The 12,458-nt window shown below is 40.4% G+C and carries 15 protein-coding genes; 2 read left to right on the top strand and 13 right to left on the bottom strand.

The window, feature by feature from the left end; translation table 11 throughout:
* Positions 1-36: 36 nt before the first annotated feature.
* The 5 genes from J7E32_RS18720 to ilvA form a co-directional block, all read right to left on the bottom strand.
* Positions 37-879, bottom strand: coding sequence for a DegV family protein (locus J7E32_RS18720; RefSeq protein ID WP_214910602.1), 843 nt, complete (start codon positions 877-879; stop codon positions 37-39).
* 201 nt (positions 880-1,080) lie between these two features.
* A complete protein-coding gene (locus J7E32_RS18715) occupies positions 1,081-1,332 on the bottom strand; it encodes a DUF2535 family protein (RefSeq protein ID WP_214910600.1) in 252 nt (83 codons plus the stop codon).
* Positions 1,333-1,736: 404 nt separating this feature from the next.
* Positions 1,737-2,510: a twin-arginine translocase subunit TatC gene (tatC, locus tag J7E32_RS18710; RefSeq protein ID WP_214910598.1), complete on the bottom strand. Its 774-nt coding sequence runs from the start codon at positions 2,508-2,510 to the stop codon at positions 1,737-1,739.
* 102 nt (positions 2,511-2,612) lie between these two features.
* Positions 2,613-2,816 carry a twin-arginine translocase TatA/TatE family subunit gene (locus J7E32_RS18705; protein ID WP_023627655.1) on the bottom strand — a complete coding sequence of 68 codons (204 nt, stop codon included), beginning with the start codon at positions 2,814-2,816 and terminating at the stop codon, positions 2,613-2,615.
* Between the two features lie 172 nt (positions 2,817-2,988).
* Positions 2,989-4,257, bottom strand: coding sequence for a threonine ammonia-lyase IlvA (gene ilvA, locus J7E32_RS18700; RefSeq protein WP_214910597.1), 1,269 nt, complete (start codon positions 4,255-4,257; stop codon positions 2,989-2,991).
* A 159-nt stretch (positions 4,258-4,416) separates the two neighbouring features.
* Here ilvA and J7E32_RS18695 point away from each other — a divergent pair, with 159 nt between their 5' ends.
* Positions 4,417-4,638 (top strand): hypothetical protein, encoded by a 222-nt coding sequence (locus tag J7E32_RS18695; protein WP_041966956.1) that lies wholly within the window; start codon positions 4,417-4,419, stop codon positions 4,636-4,638.
* 213 nt (positions 4,639-4,851) lie between these two features.
* On the opposite strand, the gene J7E32_RS18690 is transcribed toward J7E32_RS18695, so the two are convergent.
* The 6 genes from J7E32_RS18690 to J7E32_RS18665 all read right to left on the bottom strand — a co-directional run bounded on the left by J7E32_RS18690 (position 4,852) and on the right by J7E32_RS18665 (position 10,839).
* Positions 4,852-5,583: a lysophospholipid acyltransferase family protein gene (locus J7E32_RS18690; RefSeq protein WP_214910595.1), complete on the bottom strand. Its 732-nt coding sequence runs from the start codon at positions 5,581-5,583 to the stop codon at positions 4,852-4,854.
* Positions 5,584-5,763: 180 nt separating this feature from the next.
* Entirely contained in the window at positions 5,764-6,252 is a 489-nt protein-coding gene (locus J7E32_RS18685; protein ID WP_214910593.1) for a dihydrofolate reductase, read from the bottom strand.
* Positions 6,249-7,043, bottom strand: coding sequence for a thymidylate synthase (locus J7E32_RS18680; protein WP_214910591.1), 795 nt, complete (start codon positions 7,041-7,043; stop codon positions 6,249-6,251). The genes J7E32_RS18685 and J7E32_RS18680 overlap by 4 nt, the downstream gene beginning before the upstream one ends.
* 157 nt (positions 7,044-7,200) lie before the next feature.
* On the bottom strand, positions 7,201-7,902 hold the full coding sequence (locus J7E32_RS18675) for an anthrax toxin lethal factor-related metalloendopeptidase (protein WP_214910589.1): 702 nt from the start codon (positions 7,900-7,902) through the stop codon (positions 7,201-7,203).
* Between the two features lie 203 nt (positions 7,903-8,105).
* The gene (locus tag J7E32_RS18670; protein WP_483297621.1) at positions 8,106-9,200 is read right to left on the bottom strand and encodes a toxic anion resistance protein; all 1,095 of its coding nucleotides are present in this window, start codon (positions 9,198-9,200) and stop codon (positions 8,106-8,108) included.
* Positions 9,201-9,213: 13 nt separating this feature from the next.
* Positions 9,214-10,839, bottom strand: coding sequence for a YceG family protein (locus J7E32_RS18665; protein ID WP_286183528.1), 1,626 nt, complete (start codon positions 10,837-10,839; stop codon positions 9,214-9,216).
* A 229-nt stretch (positions 10,840-11,068) separates the two neighbouring features.
* Between J7E32_RS18665 and J7E32_RS18660 the strand changes: the two genes are divergently transcribed.
* The gene (locus J7E32_RS18660; RefSeq protein ID WP_214910585.1) at positions 11,069-11,329 is read left to right on the top strand and encodes a hypothetical protein; all 261 of its coding nucleotides are present in this window, start codon (positions 11,069-11,071) and stop codon (positions 11,327-11,329) included.
* Between the two features lie 64 nt (positions 11,330-11,393).
* Here the strand turns inward: J7E32_RS18660 and J7E32_RS18655 are convergent, their stop codons facing one another.
* Together J7E32_RS18655 and J7E32_RS18650 are read right to left on the bottom strand one after the other, a co-directional pair.
* The gene (locus J7E32_RS18655; RefSeq protein ID WP_214910583.1) at positions 11,394-12,182 is read right to left on the bottom strand and encodes a TerC family protein; all 789 of its coding nucleotides are present in this window, start codon (positions 12,180-12,182) and stop codon (positions 11,394-11,396) included.
* Between the two features lie 174 nt (positions 12,183-12,356).
* On the bottom strand, positions 12,357-12,452 hold the full coding sequence (locus J7E32_RS18650; RefSeq protein WP_214910581.1) for a YpjP family protein: 96 nt from the start codon (positions 12,450-12,452) through the stop codon (positions 12,357-12,359).
* Positions 12,453-12,458 lie beyond the last annotated feature (6 nt).

The following is a 12,458-nucleotide window of genomic DNA, read 5'->3' as shown; positions in this document are numbered from 1 at the left end:
TTTAAATTCAGGACTTGAACGATATTTCATATTAAGCTATTTAAAGTAATACATGAACCCGATAGCGCCCGGCCCAGTGTGGGTACTTACAATTGGAGTCGTATCTTCGATAGTAAAGTCATCGTATCCGGAAATTTCAATGACGGCTTCCTTTATTTTCTCAGCAAGACCTTTTCCCTCTGCATGGGTAAGACCTATCCCTTTTATCGTTTTGCCCTCTGTATCTGCAGCAAATTGCTTTCTTAGGTACTTTACGACTTGAGAATGACTTCTCGCTTTAGAGACAGGAGTATATTCTCCACCTTCGAGAGATGCGATCGGTTTTATATTCAATAATGAGCCGATCATCGCTTTTCCTTTGCCAATCCGGCCTCCCTTGACAAGGTTCTCAAGGGTATCTACGACGACAAAAAGGCGAGTCTGTTCTCTTATCTCATCTAGCCTTTTTATTATTTCATCAGATGATTTACCGTCAGCAGCCATTTGGGCAGCCTCAAGAACCTGGAACGCCAACCCCTTCGAAATAAAGCGGGAATCAACCACGTTCACCTTTGCACTTGTCATCTGGGCGGCACTTTCAGCAGATCGCACTGTACCGCTCATACCACCTGTCATATGTATTGATATGACTTCATAACCGTCTGCAGCCAGCTCGTCATATACCTTCAGGAATTCCCCAGCAGGCGGCTGCGAGCTCTTTGGCAATTCTGGAGAAGCTTTCATTTTTTCCATGAACTCTTTTGGACTGATATCCACTCTATCTAAATAATTTTCACCATTAACAGAAATAGATAATGGGACAACGGTAATTCCCCATTTTTCAATGAGCTCATTATTCAAATCACAAGTAGAATCAGTTACAATTTTAATTTTAGCCATAAATTCACATCCCTATCAAAACACTAGATTATGACTATTATACCTATTCTGAAATGCAATTAAAAATATTTTCATCCATCCTTGTAATTTGTCTTAGAATGCTAGACAGTAAAGATAAAATAGCTCTCGATTGGTTAGGCTAAAAACCAACTGTGTAAAAAGAACAAAAGCGCCTTTGACAGGCGCTTCAAAAATGAATCATCAGGCGTTATTTTTCAATTCAACCGATTTGAATAACTGCTCATAATCCGGCCACTTCATAACTCTTTTTAAGTACTCTTTAAAAGAATAAAACTTTCTTGCGTTTCTTTCCTGATAGATCGCTGTTATAAAAGTTTGCAAACGGACTTGGATCATAAAATAATAGGTGCTCTCTTCTTCCAACACAGGAATATCCACGACTTTAACCTTCTGTCCAACAACATTTTTGAACTCTAGGCTTTTGAATAACAAAATATCAATCCTCTTTTATACCCGTTTGAATATATTATACCCTAAACCCTGGTCGAAATGTGTCTGATTACGGAGATAATAAAATTTTTTTATGATTTTTTTGATTCCTGATAATGAAATACCGTTGGTGATTTTCAAATTTCCCATTAAGAAATGATTCTGGTTTGATTAGAAAAGCGCAAGCGCCTTGTTCAGCCCCGACAAGCGTTGGAGGACCTGACAGTGAAGTCGCTCTTTGACTTCATTGGCAGGGCCGAAACGTCTTGAGGGGCTAGGAGCTGGAGCTAGACACTAATCTAAGTGGAAAATTTATACTTTCTTATACAGGTACAAAAAAACGCGTGGAAATTCCACACGTTTGAATGACTGTTGATACTCGTATTGATCTTGATACATATCTTATTCTACAACGATGATCCCTCTTCGCTATCCTCGTCCATATCCCCATATTGCTCTTGCCATTCTTTTTCCTTCTTAAGCTTCCGTTTGTAAACAAATTTGGACAAGTTTACGCTGATTTCATACAAAACCAGAAGCGGAATCGTAACCAGGATATCTGACATGAAATCAGGCGGTGATATGACGACTGAAATCACAATCAATATAAAGTAAGCATACTTTCTGACCTTAACCAGGACGTAAGGATTAATGACTCCCAGCGAAGTCAAAAACATGACGACAACCGGCAATTCGAACAATACTCCAAACGGGAGAGTCATATTCATGATGAACTTGAAATACTTTTCCGCCGTAAAGTTCGTTACGAGCATATCCCCGCTAAGTTCCACGAGGAAATTCAGAACCGTCGGGAATATCACAAAGTAGCCAAAAGCAAGACCAACGATGAATAGTATGAATAACGCCGGGATATACGAAAGTGATATTTTCCTTTCAATCGGCCTGAGTGCTGGTTTGACAAAAAGCCAAATCTGCGCGGCAAATACAGGAATCGTACCAGCAATCGCGATGATGGTGGCAAGCATGAAGTAAATCCATACGATATCACTTGGACCTAATACTATTAACTTTACGTCCAAATCCCGGACAAAAAAGTTATATATATCTTTAACATAGAAAAAACCTACGCCAAAGAAAATAATGAATGCGACAGCCGAGATGATCAGCCTGTTCCGCAGCTCATCGAGATGATCCACCAGATTTAATTCTTTATCGTCCATATAACAATCCCCTGCCAATTCCGTTTGGTGCATTTCTTGAATAAAGCCTGTCATTTACAAGCCTTTTAAGAAAAAAGGTGTAAGACAAAAGCATCTTACACCTTATTTAGTAACTTTCGTAATTTCCTTCTTTTCTTCTTCGAAATCTTCCATGACGTCGCTTGTCAATTCGCGAGTTGACTTCTTGAATTCACGAAGCGTCTGTCCAAATGCACGTCCGATCTCTGGAAGCTTTTTTGGTCCAAAGATAATTAGGGCCAAGACAAGGATTAAGATTAATCCAGGAACTCCGATGTTTGATAACATATCAACATCTCCTTTTTCATATTGTAAATCTACTATGATTATAGTACTTTTACTCCCCTAAGTGGAGGAATCCCGTGAAAGTTCATAAGAAATTCACAAAGGTCTACGTAATCTACCTAGGTGTGACATTTCTTATTTTATAACATCTATCCTTAATTATCTATTATTAATATTATACCAGTAAATTAAACAACTGATTGTCCTTATTCAATTCCATGAAGTCGAAACCCTTATTCTCCATACTGGCGATCAGTCTCTGGTAATCATGTTTACTCTTTAATTCAATTCCGACAAGAGCCGGACCGCTTTCTTTATTATTTTTCTTTGTGTACTCAAATCTGGTGATGTCATCCCCAGGCCCTAGTACATAATCAAGGAACTCACGCAACGCGCCTGCACGCTGTGGAAAATTAACAATAAAGTAATGCAGCAATCCTTCATGGAGCAGCGACCTTTCCTTAATCTCCTGCATCCTGCTGATATCATTGTTGCCTCCGCTTACAACACATACAACAGACTTTCCTTTTATCTCATCACCGAGAAGGTCAAGAGCAGCAATTGGCAAAGCCCCTGCCGGCTCAGTTACAATTGCATGCTCATTATATAGTTCAAGAATGGATGAACACACCTTCCCTTCTGGAACTGCAACTAGTCTATCGACATTTTCCTTGCAAATTTCATATGTCTTACTGCCAACACATTTTACAGCTGCTCCATCTACGAATGTATCGATCTCCTTCAGGGGAATAACACTATTTTGGTCAAAAGCAGCCCTCATGGAGGCTGCACCGCTAGGTTCAACTCCAACTAGCCTGGTGGTAGGTGATACGCTTTTTATATATGTACCCAATCCTGCCATCAAGCCACCGCCACCAATACTTGCGATGATATAGTCAACAGAATCCTGACAATCATTCAAGATCTCCACCGCAACGGTTCCCTGTCCGGCAATAACTTTTTCATCATCGAATGGGTGGATGAATTCCCGTCCTTCTTTTTCAGCGCACTCCCGAGCCTCCCGGTACGAATCATCGAAGGTATCGCCGACCAGGATGATATCGACGAACTCTCTACCGAACATTTCGACCTGGCTGATTTTTTGGCCAGGCGTTGTCGCCGGCATATAAATTTTTCCGTTCACTCCAAGCTGCCGGCAAGCATATGCTACACCTTGAGCATGATTGCCGGCACTAGCGCAAACCACTCCATTATCAAGCCCTTCTTCCCACAACAACTTCATTGAATAGTAAGCGCCCCTCAGCTTGAAAGAGCGGACATGCTGCAGGTCCTCACGCTTCAAATAAATATCAGCTTCATATTTTTCAGATAATCGCTGGTTCAATTGCAATGGCGTGTGGGCAACAACCTCTTTAAGATGCCGATAAGCAATGAGGATATCCTCTACACTCACCCATTTTTTCTTCACTGTTTTTTGTTCCATTTTTGTCACCCTCACTTTGCAAAATATTAATTTTTCCATTATAACATGAAATATCATTATGTATTGAATTTTTTAAATATTTAAAATTTTAGGCTTTCCTGTTGAATAAAATGGTAGTAAAATAACATATAATAACGAAAATACGCTGGAGGGAACGAAATGGAATTTTCATTAAACAGTTATGACGGAGCTTTACCCGTAGAGGTCACACTTGATGAGGATAACGGCCGCTACATGATTCGCAAAAGTGATACAAGCGGAGAGTACTTCAATAGTCCGCTGGAAATGGTAAAGTGGATTCGCGACAACTTTAAACCAGATGATTTTTGCATACCCGCAGAATTCACCCAAATGATGAAAAGCCTGGCACAATTCGAATAACAACTCCATAACCTCATCCAGCCATTTTCTAAAGATGAACAGCCCCTGCGGCAAGCAGGGGCTGTTGACATTTATATGAAGCTGTTTTCGTTGTTAAAATTCTACAGTTGATCTTTTCTCATAAGAAGCGTCAACTTTATAAATATATAGATAATTCAATCCCATTTTGAATGCAATAGCAACAAAGTTTTAGAAAAGTACCTTTAAGGATGATTATGAGGCAATCCTTTTTTCATTACGAGATTGAAGAATCGTATCCCTTATTTCTTCCGCCAGCGAAATCAGCCCTTTGTCCTTATATTGCCGGCTGTATACTGGAGGACTTATGATCACTTTTATTTTTGCAGGTTTGACGAGACGGCCATTTTTTTCAAATACATCAGCCGTGCCCTGGATTGAAATCGGTACAATCGGAACACCAGAATCTTTCGCAAGACGGAAGCCTCCTGCTTTAAAAAGACCTACAGGACCACCTTTACTTCTCGTTCCTTCCGGAAAAATCACCAGTGAATTTCCCTTCTTTAAAAGTTCCACTCCTGACATAATTGAGCCAGCAGCTTTGTCACGATTCTTCCGGTCAATAAAGACGCAATCAATGGCTTCCATCCAGGAAGATAAAACCGGGACCTTCTTCACTTCAATTTTCGAAATGAAGCCGAATGGTTTTTCAATGGCGCCTATAAGTACAGGTATGTCAAAGTTACCCTCATGGTTACTGGCAAACAGTACCGGACCTTCAGGTATATGATGAAGTCCTTCTACCTCTACCTGTGAACCTGTCAGTGCCATGAATGTTTTAGCCCACTTTTTTGGTGTATCATGAATCAGTTGCTTTTTAATATCTGGTTTCAAATCTTCAGGCAATCTTTTTATTCTTGATAGTCTTGGTATGGTGTAAACAAGATAGCCACCCATGTACAAAAAACACGCAATCAATCGAAGCATTGGATCCTCCTAATGTTATTCTGTTGTCATTATAATGGATTAGATCGCTCAAGACTATATACTTCAATTAATTTCTTAAGGACTTCTGATAATTTATTGATTACATGGATCGAAGGCTCGAAGTCAACAAATGTTAGAAAAAAACAAAAAAGCAGCCCAAAATTCTGGGCCACTTAGACATTACTTCCGCTTATAAATCAAAAACTCATATTCATAGGGGTTTTTTTCATTCTTCAGACCAATTCCCCTCGACTCAAGCTCCCATTTATCAATGTCGAACACCGGAAAAAACGTATCTCCTTCAAACTGGTGATGGATCATCGTAAGGTAAAGCTTGTCTGAATGCTGAAGGACTTCTTTGAATATTTCCGCACCGCCAATGACGAAAATCTCTTCAGATTTGTTCTCAGCGGCATAGGCTAACATCTCACCAATTGAATGCATTACTGTACAGCCCTCAGGATCGTAATTTTCATCACGGGTAATGATGATATTTTCTCTGCCTGGGAGCGGCTTTCCAATCGATTCATATGTTTTCCTTCCCATAGCTATGGGATGTCCCATCGTCATACGCTTAAAGAACTTCAGGTCCTCCGGAAGCCTCCAGGGAAGCTGGTTATGGTATCCGATGACCCGGTTTTCATCCATTGCCCAAATTAGTGATATCATACACTGACAGCCCCTTTGATATGCGGATGCGCTTCATAATTTACCAACTCGAAGTCTTCATATTTAAAATCAAATATTGATTTGACTTCAGGTTTGATTTTCATCTGCGGCAATGGCTTAGGATCCCGGGTAAGCTGCAGTTTAACCTGCTCCACGTGGTTCGAGTAAATATGAGTATCCCCGAAAGTATGAACGAACTCACCAGGCTCAAGATCGCAGACATGAGCGACCATCAAGGTCAGCAGCGCATAGGAAGCGATGTTAAATGGCACGCCCAGGAACACATCTGCCGATCTTTGGTACAGCTGGCAGGAAAGCTTGCCATCAGCTACATAAAACTGAAACATGCAATGACATGGAGGCAGGGCCATTTTATCGATTTCAGCCACATTCCAGGCATTGACAATCATCCTTCTCGAATCAGGATTAGTTTTAATTGTATGAATCAATTCTGAAATCTGGTCTACCGTTTCTCCATTTGCACCTGTCCATGAACGCCATTGGCTGCCATAGACAGGTCCCAATTCTCCGTTTTCATCTGCCCATTCATTCCAGATGCGCACCCCATTTTCCTGCAGGTATTTCACGTTCGTATCGCCATTCAGGAACCACAGAAGTTCATGAATGATTGATCTTAAGTGGAGTTTTTTCGTTGTTAGCAGCGGAAATCCATCCTGGAGGTTAAAGCGCATTTGATAGCCAAAAGTACTGATGGTGCCAGTACCTGTCCGATCCTCTTTTTTTACACCAGTATTCAAGACATGTTCGCAAAGTTCTAGATATTGTTTCATGAATTTCCCTGCCCTTCAAAACGTTCGATTTCTTTTTCTTATTTTAGCAAATAAATCAACAATGGTGGAAGGATATACCCTTATTTGGAATTCTCTTATAACTTTGCTACGGGATTCCGTTTTTCCTGCCACGATACACTAGAATATAATAAAAGGCCTACTTAAGGCCTTCGATATAATGATAGGTTTGCGGTGCAGCTTCCTTCAGCAGTTTTGCCGGCAGTCCGCCAATATAGAACATCGCAAAGCTTTCGGCAAAATATTCCTCAGGGTAATCAAGGAAATAAGCACGGCCCGGGAAGAGCAGCCTGCTTTCATGCTTCCAGATTTTCAAAAATCTTTCTTCATGCCTGATTCCGTCATAAACATGGCGGTCAAGAGAATGTGCGAGTTCATGCAATTCCAGGTTTACAGATCCGTGGCCCTTCCCTTTCTCACTGCTACCAATTTTCACAAGAACGGTCCTTGAACCTCCAATCCCCGGGACCTGATCCCAGGTCTTTTCAGATGTATAGCCTCGCGGAACAATCCCCTTCAAGTGGCTGGCACTTGGATTATCCGTCAATCTGCCTTCAAATAACTTCACTTTAATATTGCTGTTTACCGCTTTAAGGATCATGCTTTCAGGAAGGAGCATAAGCCTGTTAATAATCTGCGCTGCTTCCCCTTGATCAAATTCATTTTCCGGCAGAACAATCAGCTTACCGGCAAGAGGGACGTTTTCCGGCTCCAGAGATTCATATAGTAGGGATTGTTTAGGATATTCATATAGAAAAATGCCATCCATATTGGCATTGGAACTGCCAAGCAGTGATAAGGAAAGTGAGATAACAACGAATATTTGAAAAACCTTACGCATTGTATATCCCCTTTCCTGAAGTGTATTTCTGAAGATGTGTGGTTGAGTTGTAATTTAGAGGATTTTCTCTATAGTAATCTACTAAAATTATAACATATGACTGCTTGCCTGCTGACTGAGAATTTTAGGAAGACCCTTGAAAATGCAAATCAAAAAAACTCACCCAAATCAGGAGTTGGATGAGTTTTTTATTGATTGAGCATTTATCGGCGAGGACTATTCTTATAGTTTTCCATTAACTGTTTCAAGCGCTGCTGCCCCTCTTTACGGATCAGCTTGTTTTCTTCCTCAATGGTTTTAGTTTCCTTCATTCCCTTAATGATGATATGAAAGCATTCTTCTAACGTCTCAAGCTTGATGCCTGGTGTACCTGATAGCCGGGCAATATCAACACTTTGACCGGCTATACTACGGGCATTCCTGATCATCACTTCATTCGTACGCCGGTCAAGCTCTTTCAGTGATTCTGCCACCAGCTTTTGTCTCTTTGCTGCAACAGCCTGTATTAAGCCATTTTTAAAAATTGGAATGGTCGTGACAAATGCCGAGTTTATTTTGCCAATCAGCTTGGCATTTCCTCGCTGAAGCAGCTTTATTTGCGGTGCAGTCTGAAGTGCGACCACTTTAGCCATTCCAAGGTCATAGATCCTCTGTTCAAGAAGCTCAACTGCATTCCTAAGTGAATCTAGTTCCAATACTGACATTGGTTCTCCACTCATAGCATTTTGTTCAAGTTGCCGAAGCTTTGTTGTTTTCAATTCATTTAATTTCAGCTCTGCAGCCACCACATATTTTTCAAGCGTCAGGTAATATTGATGGTTCTCTTCATACATACGTTCAAGCATGGATGTCATTTCTGTCATCTCACTCTGGTATTTGGAGATTTTCACATATACCTGTTCTATTTCCATCCCCATAGTCTGGTATTTGCTATAAAGCCTATTAAGCATCTTTTCGCTTCTCTTGAATAACCTGCTAATCAGTCCACCGGAGGCTTTTTCAAAATCCTTTTTGTCAAAACGGTCCATGATCTTTCCCAGATGCTTGAGTAACTGTCCTGAATCCTCTAGATTGTTTGTCCGCATAACGCTAAGGATTTGATCGGAGAAGCGGGAAACTTCAACAGCTGGTTCCTTTCCGTATTCGAGAATTTTGATGATATCGTGTTCATCAATGCTTCGTGCCAGACTCTGCACCTCAGGTTCATTCCTTAATGCCAACTTTATATCGGAAACCTTTGCTTTACTCAACTGTTCCTTTAAATTTTCAATTGAGAGGTTGGCATTCTGACCAGGAATAGGATTCATCAACTTAATCTCTCCTTAGGATTTTTAAGATGCCTTGAAAAATCACTTTTTTAAGTGCGGAAGGTTCCTTTAGCTCTTGTTCAAATACAACATCCTCCAGCCAGTGGGATACGAATGCGCCTTTATCGATGTATTTTTCTATGTCATTGTGACCTGCTGGGTTATAAATCACCAAATCAACACCTAATTGATTTAATAACAGCAGCAGCGCAGCATCTGGCCTCGTCAGCGATCCATTAAGTTGATTATTAAAAACGATCAGCTTAGGCACGTTCTCGGAGTAATCAAATTTCTGCAGTATTTTCAAAATGAATTCTGGAATCTGCATCGCCTGGTTGAACAAATATACCTTTACATCGTCCTCTTTCTCACTATTTCGAGGCTTCAGTTTCGGAGCAGCACATATATTTCTGATGGCTGAAGCTAGGCCTTTCTGCAGGCCAGAAGGCAAGTGGTTATACTTCCAATAATGGGCCCCTGTCATCTTTTCCGGATTGAGCAGCCCATCGTGGTCTAAAGACTTACGAAAATGAAATCGGAAGTCATTGTTCGTACCTGGAGAAAATGGCAAACTTTTAACGAGATAGGTATTTTCCTGCAAAATTAATCCATGGAGGCGGTTCCAATACTCGCGACGATTACTTGTGACACCATTAATTTTTGCAAACAATGAAGGAATCTTAACCGTTCTGTTCTCCACTTCAAAATATGGTCTGATCATCGCCTTTTCCCTGGAAACTATAAACAATTCGTCATATGTTGTCTTCAAGGTAATGGCTTTAGGTACGTAATCTCTCAACTGCCAAGGTTTATAAAAGACAGTTCCTTCATAGTTTAGGATATTTTCAATTTCCTTAGATGCCCGGTATGCCACTGTGGTGGTCTGCATACTCTTTTCAATTGGAAATGGCTTTGGAATGCCTGTCTCCGGAAAAATATGAACAAATGGTTTCTCCCAATCCAGCGAGGTTATGGCTAATACGTCATTTCCCGCCGGTGTGAAAGTAACCAGATCACACCCAAGTTCAATCAGAAAGTATAACAGATACTGATGGCTTTTCCTGTAGTTTCCATACCATAGAAAGGCAGGCATACCTTCCTCAGGATTCGCTTTCTTTAAATGGTGATTCAAATGATGGAAGGTCCACCATATAACATCGTTAAGAATAGAGATGAACTCCTTGCTCACCAGCCCATCTTTCTCATTTCTTAAATTCAGTTCAATCATTTTAATCAATGCTTCCTTTATCTGTCTATTTATCAGGAAGTTTTCTGACGTAGGGAGTAAGTTTTCTTGAACCAGGAGTTCCACAAATTGTTTTATTGACAACTGTTGTTCACCGTAAATTTCGGTTATTTTCTGGTTTGATTTTATTTGAGCGAAATCCATTGAATTATTCAGCAGTAGATCATTTAATAAGATTAGTCCATTTGAGTGAACATAGGCATACAATTGGTTATAATACTCAACTTCATCATGCGGAATGCCAATAAAAACAGCTTTTACTTGGCCGATATGCATGAGCCCACCATCTTTTTTGTAAAATGGTCTCTCACTTGCCGGAGTAGTTAACAGTTCCAGCCAGTTGTCAGATGTAACAGGCAATGGATGGATTATTAATTGGTTCATTGGCGAATACATAGGATCACTTCCCGCTGAGGACGAAAATCTAAAATTAACGTTAAATTGTCTGATTATACTAATTATCATAACATATTTAATGAAACATCTTTAAGGTTCATAATAGCAGTACGGACTACATTATCAAAAGTTTCATGAAAGTTTATAAACCCTGAATTTCACCTTTATCCCTGTCCATGCATATAGATGAATACTTAAACCAGGAAGGTGAAATCACATGCGATTTATTTTTAAAAGAGAACCTATTGAGGATTTGCGGATGGAGTTGCGGAAGGTCATCCAGGCAATGTGTTCAGGCCATCTTGTTTTAGTTGATCTAATATTCTATTCACTTATTTTCACCGTCTTAATCATTCCGGCAGCTTCTTCTTTACTCCTCTTCACAGTCATCTTTTTACTCATTTATGTATCATTTGCCTGCATATTCTTGTTTATCAGGAGATCTGTAGGTGAAATCACCGATTATCATGAGCAGTAGAATTTATGTTTGATCAGGAAAAAAAAAAGGAACAGACCTGTATCTAATCCGTTCCTTGGTTCCTTTATTGGACATTTTTTTGCTTCTCACTTGCTTCAGCTTTTTTCTTGTTCAAGTAGTGGAATACAAACGTTGCCGTAAAAGTAATCAGCAACAGAATAAAGAAATGGGCATGTTCTATATGGATGCCAAAGACGCCAGCCAACATTTTTGCGGATATGATAAAAATCAGGATATAGGCAGTCGTCTCCAGTTCAGGGATCTTTTCAATCAATCTAAGGAATATTCCTGCAACACCTCGCATCATCAGAACTCCCAGCATACCGCCAAGAAGCAGGACCCACACTTCCTCGCTGATGCCCAAAGCCGCAAGGACACTGTCCACTGAAAACGCAATATCCATTAATTCCACTGCGGCAACCGTACCCCAGAATGTACCAAACAACCGGATCAGCAGACCGCTTTGATTGATTCCTGCGACTTCTCCGCTATCCTGCCTTTCGCCTTTTTTCTTTTCGATAAAGTATTTAACCGCCAGCCAGGCCAGATAACCAGCACCTAGTACCTTCACCCACCAGAACTCAATTAAATAAACACCTATCCCAATTGCGATGAACCTGAACGCATATGCGCCCAGTAGTCCATAGAACAACGCTTTTTTCCTTTGTTTATCCGGCAAGTGCTTTACCATCACAGCCAGCACCAGGGCGTTATCAGCAGATAAAAGCCCTTCGAGGATGACGAGCGTTCCGATTAGCCCCCAACTCACAGGATCCGTTAAAACCTCGACCCACATATCCCAATTGAAAAACTGGACATAAGTATCAACAAACCCTTGTAGTATGTCTGCCATTCTAGATGTTCCTCCCATTTTTTGGTTCTTAGGAATTGTATAGAAAAACCCAGCATAAGCCGGGCTTCTATAAAAACTTATTTCGTTTTTCTCAATTTAGTCCTAAATCTGCCAAAATAAATGAGATTCATGCTTATTTTTCTCTTCAACACTGCGCTTTTCTAGAGGTAATCCTCAACTTCTCCACTTAGGCGGAGTATTTTTCGCCCAGAAAATTCTCCCGAGCTCATAATGTGTCTGGAAGTTATCATGATAACTTGACTCTTGCATTTTTTA

It is taken from the genome of Bacillus sp. ISL-55, from assembly GCF_018613155.1.
Classification (GTDB): domain Bacteria; phylum Bacillota; class Bacilli; order Bacillales; family Cytobacillaceae; genus Mesobacillus.
This window is presented reverse-complemented; position numbering and strand designations above follow the sequence as displayed.